We start from the raw sequence: 16,658 nt of genomic DNA, 5'->3' as shown, positions 1-16,658 counted from the left end.
AGCTTCTACCCTTGTGCAAAGCCTCCGGAGTAAGAGTGCTCATGTACAAAGACCTGAAGTTCCCTGTTCTGATCGTGCACCGTGACATCAAGGCCGACACCGTTGCCGGTGACCGGGTTCGAGGCATCGCCAGGGAGTTGGAACAAGAGGGCTTCAGTATTTTTTCTGCGGTGGACTACGCCGAGGGGCGGCTGGTGGCCGCTACCCATCACGGTCTGGCCTGCATGCTGATTGCCGCCGAAGGCGCCGGGGAAAACACTCATCTGTTGCAGAACATGGTGGAGTTGATTCGCTTGGCGCGCCTGCGCGCACCCAACCTGCCGATCTTTGCGCTGGGCGAGCAAGTCACCCTGGAAAACGCGCCCGCCGATGCCATGAGCGAGCTCAACCAGCTGCGCGGCATTCTTTATCTGTTCGAAGACACCGTGCCGTTTCTGGCGCGCCAGGTCGCCCGCGCCGCACGCACGTACCTGGATGGCCTGTTGCCGCCGTTCTTCAAGGCGTTGGTGCAACACACCGCCGATTCCAATTATTCCTGGCACACCCCCGGTCATGGCGGTGGCGTGGCCTATCGCAAAAGCCCGGTGGGGCAGGCGTTTCATCAGTTCTTCGGGGAAAACACCCTGCGCTCTGACTTGTCGGTGTCGGTGCCCGAACTGGGCTCGCTGCTCGATCACACCGGGCCTTTGGCCGAAGCCGAGGCACGCGCCGCGCGCAACTTTGGCGCCGACCATACGTTCTTCGTGATCAACGGCACGTCCACCGCCAACAAGATCGTCTGGCATTCCATGGTGGGGCGCGATGACCTGGTGCTGGTAGACCGCAATTGCCACAAGTCGGTGTTGCATTCGATCATCATGACCGGCGCGATCCCGCTGTACCTGTGCCCGGAGCGCAACGAGCTGGGGATCATCGGCCCGATCCCCCTGGGCGAATTCAGCCCTGAGTCGATCCGCGCCAAGATCGACGCCAGCCCCTTGACCCGTGGGCGACCACCGAAAGTGAAATTGGCGGTGGTGACCAACTCCACCTATGACGGCCTGTGTTACAACGCCGAACTGATCAAGCAGCAACTGGGCAACAGTGTCGAGGTGCTGCATTTTGATGAGGCCTGGTATGCCTACGCCGCCTTTCACGAGTTCTTCGCCGGGCGTTATGGCATGGGTACCTCGCGCACGCCGGACAGCCCCTTGGTGTTCACCACCCACAGTACGCATAAGTTGCTGGCGGCATTCAGCCAGGCGTCGATGATCCACGTACAGGACGGCGGCGCACGGCAACTGGACCGTGACCGCTTCAATGAAGCCTTCATGATGCATATCTCCACCTCGCCGCAATACAGCATCATCGCGTCGCTGGATGTGGCCTCGGCAATGATGGAAGGCCCGGCCGGGCGCTCGCTGCTTCAGGAAATGTTCGACGAGGCCTTGAGTTTTCGTCGCGCCCTGGCCAACTTGCGCCAGCATATCGCGGCGGAAGACTGGTGGTTTTCCATCTGGCAGCCACCCTCGGTCGCGGGTATCGACCGGGTCGCCACTGCGGATTGGCTATTGCACCCTGGGGATGAGTGGCATGGCTTTGGCGACGTTGTTGAAGACTACGTGCTGCTGGACCCGATCAAAGTCACACTGGTGATGCCTGGCCTCAACGCCGGTGGGGCATTGAGCGAGTGTGGGATTCCCGCTGCAGTGGTCAGCAAGTTCCTCTGGGAGCGCGGGCTGGTGGTGGAGAAGACTGGGCTGTATTCGTTTCTCGTGCTGTTTTCCATGGGCATTACCAAAGGTAAATGGAGCACCTTGCTCACCGAGCTGCTGGAGTTCAAGCGTAGCTACGATGCCAATGTCAGCCTGGCCACTTGCTTGCCGTCGGTGTATGCCCAAGGCCCGGCACGTTATCAAGGCCTGGGGCTGCGCGACCTTTGCGACCAGTTGCACAGCTGTTACCGTAGCAATGCCACGGCCAGGCACCTCAAGCGTATGTATACGGTATTGCCGCAAATCGCGATGAAACCCGCCGATGCCTACGACCAGTTGGTCAGGGGCGAGGTGGAGGCGGTCTGCATCGATGCCTTGGCAGGACGCATCGCCGCTGTAATGCTTGTGCCTTACCCGCCGGGCATACCACTGATCATGCCCGGCGAACGCTTCACCGAGTCAACACGTTCAATCATCGATTACCTGGCATTTGCCCGCACGTTCGATAGCAGTTTCCCCGGTTTTGTCGCGGATGTGCATGGGCTGCAACACGAAGATGACGGCAGTGGCCGTCGTTATACCGTCGACTGCATCAAGGGTTAAGGAAGTCTATGCAAGCTGTAATGAACCCGAAGTATCCAGGGCTCAGTGTGCGAGTCGCCGACGAAGGTTTTGACGCCTATGTGTGGGGCAATGATTTCAGCTTTGAAGTCAGTGCCTATGGGGTGCCGCAAATGGGCCAGCGCGTCGAACAATGGCCGGTGGAAAAAGTGCTGCCGTACCGCAAGTGCTATGGCATCGACCCGGAAGAATTCGCCAGTTTTCGTGATGCCGCCGACAGCTCGATCTTCATGGCGTACCTGGATGACCGCGCAGTGGGGCATATCGTGGTCAGCACCAACTGGAACGGTTTCGCCCATGTTGACGAGTTGGCCGTGGCGTTACCGGCGCGCCGACATGGCGTGGCCAAGTCGTTGTTGGACGTGGCGCAGTTCTGGGCCCGCAAGAAGAACCTGCCGGGCATGATGCTTGAGACCCAGAACAACAACCTCGGCGCCTGTCGCCTGTATGAGCGTTGTGGCTATGTAATGGGCGGCATCGATCAACTGCGTTATCGCGGGATTGACCCGCAAACCCGCGAGGTCGCGATTTTCTGGTATCGGTTGTTCAAGGCGCAAGTGGAGGCTGTCTGACCCCTGTAGGCGCGAGCTTGCTCGCGAAAAACGCCAAGGCGCCGCGTTGCATAAGGATGAGCGTGTGATCGTTCACGTTCTTCGCGAGCAAGCCCGCTCCTACGGGGACTTGGTGTCGTTGCCAAGCAGGCTTTCGGCTTTCTGGATGACGATTTCCAGCAGCGCATTCAATGCCGGGGAGGGCGCAGCGTCTTTCAAGGTCAACGCATACAGGCTGACCACTATCGGTGGTGACACCGGGCACGCATCAAGCCCGGACTCTCGTGCACCCAAGGCAGTGAACGGGTCGACAATCGCCAGGCCTTCTCCGGCCTCCACCAAGCCGCGCATCATCGGGTAGGTTTGCACCCGCGTCTGCACCACGGGCAGCGGCCGCAGGGCGTGCAGCTTGGCATCCAGCAAGCGGCTGAGCGGGTCATGGCCTTCAAGGCCGATCAACGACTGGCCGGCCAACTCCTGCAGCGCAATGTATTTTTGCTTGGGCTTGAGCCAGCCATGGGGGGCCAGCAACTGCAATTTGCCTTGGGCCAGCACCGTGCTCTGGATCTGTGGATGTTCTGGGTCATGCAGGCTCAGGCCCACATCGGCTTCATGCAACAGCAGGCTGTTGATGATCTCGCCAACTGGCTGGCTCGACAGGTTGCACGGCATGTCCTGGAAGCGTCGACGCAGTGCAGCAATGCTCTGGGGCAACAGTTGGTTGGCCAACGGCGGCGTGCAGAGCGCGCGCAGGGGCGGCGCATGATGGTGTTTCAAGCGGCTGGCAAGGCGTTGCAACGGCTCCAGGGCTTCATACAGAGCAGTGATTTGTGCCTGCAATTCCAGGGTTTCCCGGGTGGGCTGCAAACGCCCGCGCACGCTGGCGAACAGCATGAAGCCCAATTGCTGCTCAGCGTCCTTGAGAGTGGAGTCTACTTCGCCCACGGGGAGTTGCAACCACTCGGCGGCGGTGCCGAGGTGGCCGGTCTGCAAGATGGCCTGAATCACTTCGATATGACGTAAACGCATGGCCGGAGTCTATGTGCAGTGCGCAGGGGATTCAATGGCGCAGGCCTTCGTGCGCAAAAAAGACTGCCGGGGTCGTCCCGGCCTATGGCGCTCAGCCAGGACCCCATTAGAATGGCGGGTCTGATCAGCAACGACCCCTGCCGGTTTCCCGGTACTTAAAATAAAAAACAGGTCTGGTCTCATATGCCTCTACCCTCGACTTTCTTCGGGGTAACGGCCAAGCAACTCGTGGTCCTAGTGACCGTGGGAGGCCTGGCGGCTTACTTCTTCAATCATCAGGATGAACCGACGCCGGACAATCTCGCACTGGAGGCCTTTATTCGCTCCCAGCAACAGGTGGGCGAGCAGGTGGGCGCAGTCGTGGGGATCACCCTGGTCAGGGAGGTGGAGGCTTACCCCGCGTACAATGCGGCAGGTTACAAGCGCTCGATGTTTACCGTGCAAGGGGAGCACGGCCAGGTGCTGGTGACGCTCAAGCAAGACGAGCAGGGCATAGAGGTGACGCAGATCCGCCGCCTATGAACGTCCCCAGCCCAGTCCCCAGGACTGAGCAGGTGAACAAGGCAAGCGCTTACGATGCCAGAGTGGTTTCGGACTCGCGCACGAGAATAGTGCCCGACTGGATCAGTTTGAATTCATCACCTTCCAGCTTTTCTACACGGTCGCCAATGGCCAGCTTGTAGGTCGTGGTGGGCGTCGATCCGGCCAGGTCGCCTTGCGCCGGGTTGGATTCCTGAAACTCATGCACCGAATAAACGCGGCCTTCCGCGTCTCTGGCATGAAACTGTCCAACAAGTACTGCAGCCATCTGTTTAGAACCTCTGGAGATAAACACTCGATTTGCGGTTCTGTAGACCGTCAGGGAGCGGGGTAGTTTACCTATAAGAAAAAAATACTATTCGCTGATATTTTCAGACGCTTCCTACGCAAGTGCTTGCAAGGAAAACGGCGAGGGAATCCGCACAACCCTCTGGTGAACGCGTCGCGAAGCCTCTATAACTACAGGCTCCTTTATTCAGAAGTCGGGAAACCTCAATGAGCAAGGTCTACACGATTGCCGTCCTGGTGGGCAGCTTGAGAAAAGAGTCGATCAACCGCAAGGTCGCCCTGGCCCTGGCCGAACTGGCCCCTGCCAATCTCAAGTTGAACATTGTTGAAATCGGCGACTTGCCGCTCTACAACGAGGACATCGACGGTGCAACACCGCCCGCAGCCTACAGTACTTTCCGCAAACAAGTGAGTTCATCCGACGCGGTGCTGTTCGTCACCCCCGAATACAACCGCTCCGTGCCGGCGGCCTTGAAAAATGCCATTGACGTGGGCTCGCGCCCATACGGGCAGAGCGCCTGGAGTGGCAAGCCGGGGGCGATCATCAGCGTGTCGCCGGGTGCCATTGGCGGCTTTGGCGCCAACCACCATTTGCGCCAGTCCCTGGTGTTCCTGGATGTGTGGTGCATGCAACAGCCGGAAGCCTATCTGGGCGGGGCAGGCAGTGTGTTCGATGAGGCGGGGAAGGTGTCGGACAAGACCAAGCCGTTCCTGCAGGCATTCATCGATGCCTACGGCAAGTGGGTAGAAAAGCAGAAAGGCTGAAATTAGCCCGGCACCTGTAGGAGCGAGCTTGCTCGCGAAAAACTCGACGACAACGCGTTCATTCAGGATGTCAGCGTTACCGTTAGCGATCTTCGCGAGCAAGCTCGCTCCTACAGTAGGGGGTTATCGCAACCAGTTGGTGCGTGCCAGTTCGATAACCTCATCGCCACGCCCGCTCATCACCGCCTTGAGCATGTACAGGCTGAACCCCTTGGCCTGTTCCAGCTTGATGCTCGGCGGCATCACCAGTTCCTGAGTCGCGGTCACCACATCCACCAACACCGGGCCATCGTGGGCCAGGGCTCGGCGCAGTGCCGGCTCCAAGTCTTCGGATTGCTCCACACGTATGCCCAAAATGCCCATGGCATTGGACATGGCCGCGAAGTCCGGGTTTTTCAGCTCGGTGCCGGTGTCCAGGTAACCCGCAGCCTTCATCTCCATCGCGACAAAGCCCAGGGACGAATTGTTGAACACCACGAGTTTGACCGGCAATTGCAGTTGCGCCAGGGAAATGAAATCCCCCATCAACATGGTGAAACCACCGTCCCCGGACATCGAGATCACCTGTCGTCCAGGGAACGCCGCCTGAGCGCCGATAGCCTGAGGCATGGCGTTGGCCATCGAGCCATGGTTGAACGAGCCGATCAGCCGGCGCTTGCCGTTCATCTTCAGATAACGCGCCGCCCACACGGTGGGTGAGCCGACATCGGCGGTAAAGATCGCATCATCATCGGCCAGTTCGCTGAGCAAGCGCGCCACATACTGGGGATGGATTGGCCGGCCGGCCTTGGACGGTTGCGCCAGGTCATCCAGGCCTTGGCGGGCTTTTTCGTAGTGCTTGAGGGAGGTTTCGAGGAAGCTGCGATCGGTCTTGCGGGTCAGGCGCGGCAACAGCGCGTCGATGGTTTCACTGACGTCGGCGGCGATGCCCAGGTCCAGGGTCGCACGGCGCCCCAGGGCTTGGGGGTTGCGGTCCACCTGGATGATCCTGGCGTCGGTCGGGTAGAACTGGCGATAAGGGAAGTCGGTGCCGAGCATGACCAAGGTGTCGCAATCGAGCATGGCGTGGTAGCCGGAGCTGAAACCGATCAGGCCGGTCATGCCGACGTCGAACGGGTTATCCCACTCCACGTGCTCCTTGCCCCGCAATGCGTGCACCACCGGCGCGCCGAGGGCGTCGGCCAGCGCCACCACTTGATCGTGGGCACCGGCACAGCCGCTGCCACACAGCAGGGTGACTTTCTCGCTGCTCTGGAGCATGTCGGTGAGGCGCTGCAAGTCCTGCTCAATCGGCACGGTGCGCGGTGCGTGCAAGGCCGGCCACGGCTTGAGCTTATCTTCCACCTCCAACAGCGACACATCCCCCGGAATCACCACCACCGCCACGCCTCGGTTGAGGATCGCCGAACGCATGGCACGGTGCAGCACCTGAGGCATCTGCTCGGGGTTGCTCACCAGCTCGATAAAGTGGCTGCATTCCTTGAACAGCTCCTGGGGATGGGTTTCCTGAAAGTAATTCAGGCCAACCTCCGAGGACGGAATTTGCGCGGCAATCGCCAGCACCGGCACATGGTTGCGATGGCAATCGAACAAACCATTGATCAAATGCAGGTTACCCGGCCCGCAACTGCCGGCGCACACCGTCAACTCGCCGGTGGCCGCCGCTTCGGCACCGGCAGCGAAGGCGGCGACCTCCTCGTGGCGCACATGCATCCACTCGATGCTGTCCATGCTGCGCAGGGCGTCGGTCAGGCCATTGAGGCTGTCGCCGGTGAGCCCCCAGATACGCTTGATACCCGCTTGTTCCAGGGTGGTCGCCAACTGCTGGGCCAGGTTGATTTTCGCCATGAGGAACTCCAATCGTCAGTGAGGTTGAAAAACTGCTGATCAGTAGGGGACAGTTCAATCACGGCGAATGCTCCGCCATTAATGTGAAGATTGCGTCATGCTCGCGCGATACTGCCGCGTACGCCGCGCGATAAACCACTGGTCACAGGCCAATGCCAGCCAGGGCGCAACGTTGGGGTTGGGCAGACGGCCGCGGCTCAGGCGACGCATCTGGTCGCGCACCACGGCGAGGGTGGCGAGGGCGGCCAGCGGTTTGCGCTTCCATTCCATGGGCCGCAGTTGTGGGTTGAGGTCGCGACCTTCACGCCACTGTTTGATCAGTTGCGGCTCCAGGGTCAGGGCGGTGGCGATGCCGGCCATGGCGATGCCGCTGTCCAATACTTGCTGGACCACCGGCAAGCGGCGAATACCTCCGGTCACCATCAGTGGCATGGTGGCGATGCTCGCCATTTGCGTGGCGAAATCCAAAAAGTAGGCTTCACGGGCCAAGGTGCGGCCGTCCCGCGCTTCACCTTGCATGGCCGGCGCTTCATAGCTGCCGCCGGACAACTCAAGCAAATCGATCGGCAGTGTATTGAGCATTTCCACTACAGCGCGTGCATCGGTCTCATCGAAGCCGCCGCGCTGGAAGTCTGCGGAATTGAGCTTTACCGACACACAAAATGAAGGGCTGACATTGGCCCGCACGGCACGGATGACTTCTAGCAGCAGGCGTGCCCGGTTTTCCAGGGAGCCGCCCCAACGGTCGGTGCGATGGTTGCTCAAGGGCGAGAGGAACTGACTCAACAAATAGCCATGGGCGCCGTGGACCTGCACCCCGGTGAACCCGGCTTGCTCGGCCAGGCGGGCGCTGGTGGCGAAGCGCTTGATGACGTCCTGGATGTCGTCTTCGGTCATGGCCTTGGGTTTGGCGAACATCTTGGAAAAACTGCCCACATCCAGCGCAATAGCCGAGGGTGCCAACGCTTGTTGACCGAGGTTGGCCATGGTCTGGCGGCCCGGATGGCTGAGCTGTACCCAGAAGTGCACACCTTTGGCCCGGGCTACGTCGGCCCATTCACGAAAACTGGCCAGGTGTTGCTCGTTTTCCAGCGCGACACCGCCAGGGCCGGTCATGGCGCGGCGGTCGATCATCACGTTACCGGTCAACAGTAAGCCGGGCTCGCCGTCGGCCCAGGTCTTGTATAGCTGCTTCAATGCTTTGGACGGTGCCTGATGCAGGTCCGCCATATTCTCTTCCATCGCGGCCTTGGCGATGCGGTTGGCGATGACTTGGCCGTTGGGCAGTTGCAGCGATTCGAACGGTGACATGGGTTAACTCCTGAGCAGGGGAGGTCTCAGGCTAAGCTTAAAGTTAACTTTAATGTCAAGCGGCAGTCGATCACACAGGATTGACGGGCGATGGAACTGTAGGAGCGAGCTTGCTCGCGAAGAACGCGAGGGCGCCACTACAGCCAGGCGACCTGCGTTATCGTTCAGGTTTTTCGCGAGCAAGCTCGCTCCTACAGGGACAAGGTGTCAGCGGCGGCGGAACAGTGGCAGGGGTTCATCGGTGGCCGCTTGATAGGTCACCGAGAAATCCTTGAGACTTTCCAGCGCTTCGTACGGGTCTTTGTCCGCGCGCAAGGCGAAGGCATCGAACCCGCAGCGGTGCAGGTAGAACAACTGGTCACGCAGCACGTCGCCAATGGCCCGCAGTTCACCCTTGTAGCCATAACGGTCACGCAGCAGGCGGGCGTTGGAGTAGTTGCGCCCGTCGGTGAAGGCCGGGAAGTTCAGGGCGATGACCTGAAAATGCTGCACGTCATCACCGATTTCTTCGGCTTCCTCATCGGCGTCCAGCCACACGCCCAGGCCGCCATCGCGGGCCTTGAGGGCATGGCCGTGCTCACGCCACAGGGCCAGCGGCACGATCAGGTCGTCGCAGTTGGAGATGCCGTCGAAGCTCGCGTCCTTGGGCAGCAGGTGCCAGGTTTCGTCGACGACTGCGTTGTTCTTAATGATTCGCTGCATAGACACGCTCCTTGAACAGGTCGATGCCGATGCGCTGGTAGGTGTCGATGAAGCGCTCATCTTCGGTACGCTGTTCGATATACACGTCGATCAGCTTGCCGATCACCTCTGGCATGGCTTCCTGGGCGAAGGATGGGCCGAGGATCTTGCCCAGGCTCGCATCGCGGCTGGCGCTGCCACCCAGGGACACTTGGTAGAATTCTTCGCCTTTCTTGTCCACGCCCAGGATGCCGATGTGGCCGACGTGGTGGTGACCACAAGCGTTCATGCAACCGGAGATGTTCAGGTCCAGCTCGCCGATATCGAACAGGTAATCCAGGTCGTCGAAACGGCGTTGGATCGACTCCGCAATCGGGATCGACTTGGCGTTGGCCAGGGAGCAGAAGTCGCCGCCCGGGCAGCAGATGATATCGGTCAGCAGGCCTATGTTCGGCGTAGCAAAGCCGCCTTCGCGCAGTTCGCCCCACAGGGTGAACAGTTGGCTCTGTTCAACGTCCGCGAGAATGATGTTCTGCTCGTGGGAGGTGCGCAGTTGGCCAAAGCTGTAGCGCTCGGCCAGGTCGGCGACCGCGTCCAGTTGCTTGTCGGTGATATCGCCAGGTGCAACGCCGGTGGGCTTGAGCGACAGGGTCACTGCCACGTAGCCCGGCTTCTTGTGCGCCAGGGTATTGCGCGTGCGCCAGCGGGCGAAGCCTGGGTGTTGCTGGTCGAGTGCAGCCAACTCGGCGTCCTGATTGCTCAGGGCCTTGTACTCAGGGTCGACGAAGTGCTTGGCGACGCGGTGCACTTCGGCTTCGGTCAGGGTGGTCTGGCCGCCGCGCAGGTGTTCCATCTCAGCATCGACTTTCTGGGCAAACACCTCAGGGGTCAGCGCCTTGACCAGGATCTTGATCCGGGCCTTGTACTTGTTGTCGCGACGGCCATAGCGGTTGTAGACCCGCAGGATGGCGTCGAGGTAGCTCAACAGGTCCTGCCATGGCAGGAACTCGTTGATGAACGCACCGACCACCGGCGTACGACCAAGGCCGCCACCCACCAGCACACGGAAGCCCAGCTCGCCTGCAGCGTTGTACACCGGCTCCAGGCCGATATCGTGGACTTCGATGGCGGCGCGGTCCGAGGTCGAGCCATTGATGGCGATCTTGAACTTGCGTGGCAGGTAGGCGAACTCAGGGTGGAAGGTAGTCCACTGGCGCACGATTTCGCACCACGGCCGTGGGTCGATCAACTCGTCGGCAGCGACGCCGGCAAATTGGTCGGTGGTCACGTTGCGCAGGCAGTTACCGCTGGTCTGAATGGCGTGCATCTGCACGGTAGCCAGTTCAGCCAGGATATCCGGCACATCTTCCAGGGCCGGCCAGTTGAACTGCACGTTCTGGCGGGTGCTGATATGGGCATAGCCTTTGTCGAAGTCGCGGGCGATCTTGGCCATCATTCGCGTCTGGCGCGACGTCAGTTGGCCATAGGGCACGGCCACCCTCAGCATCGGCGCAAAGCGCTGAACGTAAAGGCCATTTTGCAGGCGCAGAGGGCGGAACTCTTCTTCGCTCAGTTCACCTGCTAAGTAGCGTCGGGTCTGATCACGGAACTGCTTGACGCGGTCCTCGATGATGCGCTGATCGTATTCGTCGTATACGTACATATAGGTCCTGTTCTCGGCAAATCTGCGCGCACGGCCGCGCACTCCCAACGGAGCCGGCGCACGATACCAGTTTGCGTATATGCGCAAAAGTGATGTTTGGGTATATGCACATAACCAAACTGACTAATGAGAACAGTTATCGCGATACCCACATTTGTCATGGGGGCAAGACTGGTCTTTACTGTGGACGAGTCTTAGTGCAGTCACCTATAAAACCGACAAGAGGCGATGCGATGAGTAATTCCACCAAAGCCCGTAAACCTGACAGTACCGTTGATGCCTGGGCCATTTTGTTTCTGATTATTCTCGTGGTCGGCACCGCTGTATTTTGGGTCAGCCACCAGTAATAAAAACGTTGATTGAGCAGCGATTGGTTGTCGAGTAGCCAAGATGATGGCGGTCGATATTCAAGGTTTATCTGAGCGCCTGCATTTGTCAGCGCCGCCAGCGCCGGTGGATTCCGTGCGCTGGCGGTCGTTGGCAAACCGGCGTCCTGTTTATGCGTTCAGTCTGCATCGGCGGCGTTAAACACCGGCCAGGTACAGCACCAGCTTGACGATGCCAAACAGCGTCAACGCAAACACCACCGTGAACGCAACGCCCAGGATCACAAAGTGGCTGGGTTTGCCATGGGTGAAATCGCGGGCGCGATTCTTGCCGCTTTGCACACCGAACGCGGCGGCCGTCACGCTGTGCAGCATCTGCCGGAAGGTCGGTGGTTTGTCATCGATTGGATCGTCCATAAACCCCTCGTCAACAAGGTTCTCATGCAGAGTATAGACAGTCTGTCGAGGCTCATTTGGAAGCCAGTACCTCCAACCCCAGGAATAGCCGCTGATCAAGCGGTGGCTTGATCTCGGCTTTCTCCAGGTTGACCACGGCGCGGTTGTCGGCACGCGCCTGTTCAATCAGTTCCCGGCGCGTATATCGCTGTTCACTCGGGGTTTTAAGGTGACCGAAATCAGGTTGGGAGGGCGCTTGATCGACGGCCGAATAATGAAAATGCGCGTACCACAAAACATTGTCCTTTCCCTTTATACCCGCCCTGATTTTGCTTTTATCGCGTACTGCATACTCGGTGAGAAAGTCACCGGCCTTCAACGGCACGCGGCTCTTCACCAGGTTGATATCGACAAAACCGTGTTTCCACAAGTAATCGACGTGGGAGGCTTTGGGGCGTTGCAACTTGTACCCTTCGCTGCAACGCTCACGTGCCTGTTGCGTTGCCTCGGCCGCCAGGCTGCGGTACTGATCGATCAACGTGCGAGCGCCGGGATCGTTGGCGTGATCGCGCTGGAGTTCTTCGGCAAGGGTTGTGAACTTCGCTGCGTGCTGGGTCAGTATCACATCCCACTCAAGGGGATCGAGGCTTTCCAGTCGGCCCGGGTCGCGTAACTTTCGTTGTTGGAAGGCGATGCTGCTGTCAATGCCGGTGCGCTCGTCCCTGACGGTTTGCGCCTGTGCTTCTATGGTCTTCAGCGAACGCTTGATTGCCGTCGGCGCGGGCGCTGAGGGCCCGACCTCTTCAACCACGTTCCATACACCTTCGCCGGGGTGTTCAAGGTAGGTGGCGAGGGTTTTTCCGGTGAGCGGGTCCTTGATATCGACGAAGTTACCCGGTGTGTCGCGCTGGGCAGGGCGCACTTCACCCACCAGGGTCCTGCGGTCACGGGTCTTGATCACTCTTCGGTTCGGTGCTTTCTGCCGTGTGATGCGCTCGGGCGTTGGCAGTGGCGCGAAGCCTTCTTCCACCAGAATCAAATTGGCCAACTGCGCCTCAAGGCTGGTGCGGGCATAAGCCAGATAGTCCAGAAACGGTTGGCGATGCTCCTCGCGAATGAAGCCGGAATTCATTTCAGCCAGCGACGTGACAGCGTTTTCCAATTGCTCATATCGCTCCAGAACGTCCTTGAGGACGTCGATCTGCTCTCGGGCCGAATAGCCGGTAGTGGTGAGCATTTCCGTATGCGCCATCAAGCTGGTTGCGGTTCTCTTGTCGGTCAGCTCGCGTACGAATGGAAATTCCGTTGGGTTGCGCGAGTCATTCATGCGATTGAACACCAAGTCCATGAACACCAGCAGGGCGTGCTGTTTGATCGCGACCGAGCGGATGTTTTGATCAGAGGGCTTGCCTTGCAAGAGTATCTGGCGCAGGGCCGGGTCTGCCTCTTTGAGTAACGTCTCGATCTTTTCAGCGGGCTCGACCATTTCCGTAAGCGCGGCAAGCTGGCGTTTTTTGGTGATGATGTAGTCGTCGTAGGCGCCGCTGATGTTTTGCGGCAGCTCCCGTGATGCGCGGGCGCTGAGTTCAGCGTCGGTTTCGCCACGATCGGTTTCCAGGGCGTCTGCCATTTTTTGCGACACCGATTCGTAGATGCCTGCCCAGAAGTCAAAATTGCTTTTGCTTGCCCTGTTTCGCTCCCTTACATAAGTGGGGTCAGTCCTGTCGACAGCCATCAGTTCGCTGGTCTTGGCTTCGACTTTTTTCATCAGCGTCATTACCTCGCGGCCGTACTGCTGGAAGTTATCGAGGGCGATATTCCACTGCGTCCTGGCTTGGGCCGCCGCGACGCGCCGTTTCTCATGACGGATAAGAACTTCTGCGTGCAACTTCGGTATGTTCGCGGAACTAGCCAGCAATAACCAATCCTTGCGCAGGCTTTTGCTTTGTTCAACAAGTTGGGCACGGGCTGCGTTCAGAGTGCTTTGTAGCGAAAGCGAAGTGGGTATCAGCGAGAATATTTCGGCATTCAGTGCTTGCAATTCGGCCTTTAATACACCCAGTTTTTCGGCACGTTCCTTCTGCCATTTACTCAAGCGTTCCCGGGGCATTCCGCCCTCCAGCCTGGCGTGAGTGTCCAGGCGCCAGTGCCCCTGGTGGTCGCTTATCAGCTTGAAACCGGGGTGTTGCGGATATTGCGGGTGTACCAGATAGACCTCGTTGAATCCCGGCACCACATTGACCTGGAACAGCAACCCGCCGAGGCTGGCGTGCCAGGTGCCATTTATGCGGTAAAGGCCTTTGAGCGGGCCGCTGCCTTGCGCAGTCGGCAAGGGTTCAGGCCATGGCACATTGATGTCCAGCATCGCCCTCAGTCGTTCGCTTGCGTGTGGGCTTGCCAGCGAGCGAATGAAGTCCAGGGCGGTGTGGCCTGATGCCGGGGGTTCTCCCGGCAATGACACTGCGCCAGAACGTATCACTGGCGCATCCTGTGGTGGCGGCAGGCCTGGTGCACGGCGCCAGGTTTCAAGGCGCAACGCGCTGTCGGTTGCACTCGGTGGCGACAACGGTTTGGCAGAAGGCGATGCGCCATGCAGCAACACCATCGCAGTATTGAGCAGCAGATCAATCAGCGCCAACTCGCGGGTGGTGGGATCGTTGCTGTCCAGGCCCGCCAAGTCCTGCTCCAGGCTGGCAACCAGCACCAGGAACCAGCCGGCCAACATGGCTGGGCCCTGTACCAAGGGCAGCAGCAGTGTATTGAACAACAACCAGGCACCCTCCATCACAATGGCCCATCGGCTTTCGGTGTTGGAGATCGACTCGCGGTCCGCCAGGTCGACCAGTGCCCGTGCGGTGCTGCCAAACAGATGGTTGGGCAGTTGGCCGTTGAGCTGGGACTGGAGCCATTCACCGGCGCCGTCATCGACGGCCAGGGTCGCGGGCGCTGGTTTCTCGGGTCGGTTGAACTCGTCGCCGGGCAAGAAACGGATGATGTGCGGCTCTTTGATGCCGCCGTGTGCATAGATGGGGCGCGCCTTGTCCGACAGCCAGGTCAGCACGCTGTCCTGCAACGCACCCGGTTCGGCGATGGCCTCCAGCAGCGCCTGGCGCGTGGGGTATTCGTTGAGGGACTCGGCGTACAGCGGTCGGTACAGCAAGTGTGGGCCGACCTGGGAGTCGCGAGGCTCAATGATAAACATATTATTCACTTCGTCCGGCGTGGCCCCGGCTTTACGGCACAACGCCAGGGGGCGCAGGACGATTTCCTGATCGTTGACGAGTCTGAGCGAAGGCGTTTCTCCCATGAGCGCCTTGACATACTGATAACCCGTCACGGTCATGCCATGCTGCTGGCGGACCTTGAATTCCAGCGCCTGCATCGGCAGATGAGCCTTCAGTTCGCGAGTAAACAGCAACTCGCGGCGACGCGCCTCGACGGTATCGGACAGCAGCAGATCTTTGAGGGCATTAGGGTAGGTGGTGCCGATATCGACGCGCTGGATCAGGCCGTTGCTGCCCATCAGATAGTCTTCATTCAACCAGCCAGGCAGTGGCGTGGCTGTTGTGGAAGACAGCTTCAACGTACCTTTGGGCTTGCCGGCCAGATTCTTCAGGGCCAGCTCCGTCAGCGACATGCGCACGTGTTCGATGATTCCCGCGCCGCCCGGATAACCTGCCGCTACCGCAAAGTCCAACAGCACCGCATCAGGGTCGAAATCGCCGTGATCGGTTTGCATCTGCTTGCGCAATGCGCTGCGGCTGAATGTGTGGATGTTTTCAATACCCTCGTTGAACGATCGCCCCTGGTTTTTTTGCAGAGCATGCGCCATATCCTGCAAGTGGCGGTGATAGGCGAAACGATCCGCGGGCTCGGCTTGCTTGAGCCATTGCGGCAGTTGCTGGCTCACAGTGCCAAGGCGCTCGGTGTCGGGCAACTTGATGTCGGTAAAATACCTGGCCGGGTTGGTGATCATGTCCAGGCGTTGATCGAGTTCTTTTTCGTCTTGCCCCTGGAACGATAGGGCTGCCAGGTCTTCGAGTTGTTGGTTGAGGATCAGCCCGGCCTGTTGTTCAAACACGTTGGCGGCAGTTTCGTTGCGTTGCCAAGTGAGGCTGTCGAACTGAAACTCGCGTTGCATCCTGCTCCCCCAGGCCTGGCTGAACGCCTCCAGCGAATCAAACGCCTGGATTGCGCCGGCTACGCTGTAGAGCAACACCTGTTTATCGCGTACCAATAACAGGTCCGGGGTCAATACCCGCACCGTCTTGCCGAGGCGGGTGAGTGTGCTCTCGATGAAATATACATAGGTGGCGGGTGAGGAACGGGGCAGGCGCTCACGTTGCGCTGGCCAGGCGGCGACTACCGCCAGCATATCGCGCTGCACGTCGCTCAGCGGTGACTGGCTGGCCGCAGTGGCAATCATCTGACCATTGAGAAACTCTGCAAGCCACTGCCAGCGGCTGTTGCCATGATTGTCGACCTGGCTCCAGTAGTCGGCCAGATCGTGTTGCATGTACAAGTAAAGGGACGCGGGAAATTCGTCAAGAATCTGGGCGACCACCTGCATGTCGAGCGGCTGGCCATCCCCGGTCTTGAGCGCGGCGGGGGGCTGTGTCGTGAGGAAGTGCGGACGCTCGCGTACGGCGCGCAGGTCAAGTAACTGTGGGTTCAGTACATGGGCGACAGCCACCTCCATGAGTGCGGGGTAGGTGTATTCGCCATTGGGCTGAGGGCTGGCCAGTTTGACCGCAAGCCAGTCGAGGTCCAGCGACGGGTAGTGCTCCAGCATCCGGCTGCGCAATGCCTTGAAGACGACGGAATACAGCGCCGGCCGCGTAGCGAAGCGCTCATGCACTGCCTGGGCGGGCAGTTGGCGAAAGGCTGAGTTTGACGAGGGAGTATTGGGTTCGGTCATGATGACATGCGTTTCCTGTATAAAACC

The 16,658-nt window shown here is 59.6% G+C and carries 13 protein-coding genes; 4 read left to right on the top strand and 9 right to left on the bottom strand.

Annotation, left to right across the window (positions count from 1 at the left end; translation table 11 throughout):
- Window positions 1-41 precede the first annotated feature (41 nt).
- Together APH41_RS19455 and APH41_RS19450 are read left to right on the top strand one after the other, a co-directional pair.
- The gene (locus APH41_RS19455; RefSeq protein ID WP_054920838.1) at window positions 42-2,297 is read left to right on the top strand and encodes an Orn/Lys/Arg decarboxylase N-terminal domain-containing protein; all 2,256 of its coding nucleotides are present in this window, start codon (window positions 42-44) and stop codon (window positions 2,295-2,297) included.
- A 20-nt stretch (window positions 2,298-2,317) separates the two neighbouring features.
- Window positions 2,318-2,887: a GNAT family N-acetyltransferase gene (locus APH41_RS19450; protein ID WP_019820276.1), complete on the top strand. Its 570-nt coding sequence runs from the start codon at window positions 2,318-2,320 to the stop codon at window positions 2,885-2,887.
- Between the two features lie 99 nt (window positions 2,888-2,986).
- Here the strand turns inward: APH41_RS19450 and APH41_RS19445 are convergent, their stop codons facing one another.
- Window positions 2,987-3,895 carry a LysR substrate-binding domain-containing protein gene (locus tag APH41_RS19445; protein WP_054920836.1) on the bottom strand — a complete coding sequence of 303 codons (909 nt, stop codon included), beginning with the start codon at window positions 3,893-3,895 and terminating at the stop codon, window positions 2,987-2,989.
- A gap of 183 nt (window positions 3,896-4,078) precedes the next feature.
- Here APH41_RS19445 and APH41_RS19440 point away from each other — a divergent pair, with 183 nt between their 5' ends.
- Window positions 4,079-4,417, top strand: a complete 339-nt coding sequence (locus tag APH41_RS19440) for a hypothetical protein (protein ID WP_054920834.1) — start codon at window positions 4,079-4,081, stop codon at window positions 4,415-4,417.
- A gap of 49 nt (window positions 4,418-4,466) precedes the next feature.
- Here the strand turns inward: APH41_RS19440 and APH41_RS19435 are convergent, their stop codons facing one another.
- Window positions 4,467-4,703 carry a hypothetical protein gene (locus APH41_RS19435; protein ID WP_032874044.1) on the bottom strand — a complete coding sequence of 79 codons (237 nt, stop codon included), beginning with the start codon at window positions 4,701-4,703 and terminating at the stop codon, window positions 4,467-4,469.
- A gap of 227 nt (window positions 4,704-4,930) precedes the next feature.
- On the opposite strand from APH41_RS19435, the gene APH41_RS19430 reads away from it, so the two are divergent.
- Window positions 4,931-5,488 (top strand): NADPH-dependent FMN reductase, encoded by a 558-nt coding sequence (locus APH41_RS19430; RefSeq protein ID WP_003190705.1) that lies wholly within the window; start codon window positions 4,931-4,933, stop codon window positions 5,486-5,488.
- Between the two features lie 123 nt (window positions 5,489-5,611).
- On the opposite strand, the gene poxB is transcribed toward APH41_RS19430, so the two are convergent.
- The 7 genes from poxB to APH41_RS19400 form a co-directional block, all read right to left on the bottom strand.
- Window positions 5,612-7,336: a ubiquinone-dependent pyruvate dehydrogenase gene (gene poxB / locus APH41_RS19425; protein ID WP_054897504.1), complete on the bottom strand. Its 1,725-nt coding sequence runs from the start codon at window positions 7,334-7,336 to the stop codon at window positions 5,612-5,614.
- Window positions 7,337-7,414: 78 nt separating this feature from the next.
- Entirely contained in the window at window positions 7,415-8,647 is a 1,233-nt protein-coding gene (locus tag APH41_RS19420; RefSeq protein ID WP_054920832.1) for an NADH:flavin oxidoreductase/NADH oxidase family protein, read from the bottom strand.
- A gap of 207 nt (window positions 8,648-8,854) precedes the next feature.
- Window positions 8,855-9,349 (bottom strand): DUF934 domain-containing protein, encoded by a 495-nt coding sequence (locus APH41_RS19415; protein WP_003190711.1) that lies wholly within the window; start codon window positions 9,347-9,349, stop codon window positions 8,855-8,857.
- The gene (locus APH41_RS19410; RefSeq protein WP_003190712.1) at window positions 9,333-10,991 is read right to left on the bottom strand and encodes a nitrite/sulfite reductase; all 1,659 of its coding nucleotides are present in this window, start codon (window positions 10,989-10,991) and stop codon (window positions 9,333-9,335) included. Before APH41_RS19410 ends, APH41_RS19415 begins: the two co-directional genes overlap by 17 nt.
- Window positions 10,992-11,169: 178 nt before the next feature.
- Window positions 11,170-11,475: a hypothetical protein gene (locus tag APH41_RS29095; protein ID WP_162557049.1), complete on the bottom strand. Its 306-nt coding sequence runs from the start codon at window positions 11,473-11,475 to the stop codon at window positions 11,170-11,172.
- 40 nt (window positions 11,476-11,515) lie between these two features.
- A complete protein-coding gene (locus tag APH41_RS19405) occupies window positions 11,516-11,734 on the bottom strand; it encodes a DUF2970 domain-containing protein (RefSeq protein WP_034126066.1) in 219 nt (72 codons plus the stop codon).
- Between the two features lie 52 nt (window positions 11,735-11,786).
- Window positions 11,787-16,631: a dermonecrotic toxin domain-containing protein gene (locus APH41_RS19400; RefSeq protein WP_054920830.1), complete on the bottom strand. Its 4,845-nt coding sequence runs from the start codon at window positions 16,629-16,631 to the stop codon at window positions 11,787-11,789.
- Window positions 16,632-16,658 lie beyond the last annotated feature (27 nt).

Source organism: Pseudomonas sp. NBRC 111138, from assembly GCF_001320835.1.
In the GTDB taxonomy this organism is placed as follows: Bacteria; Pseudomonadota; Gammaproteobacteria; order Pseudomonadales; family Pseudomonadaceae; genus Aquipseudomonas; species Aquipseudomonas paracarnis.
This window is presented reverse-complemented; position numbering and strand designations above follow the sequence as displayed.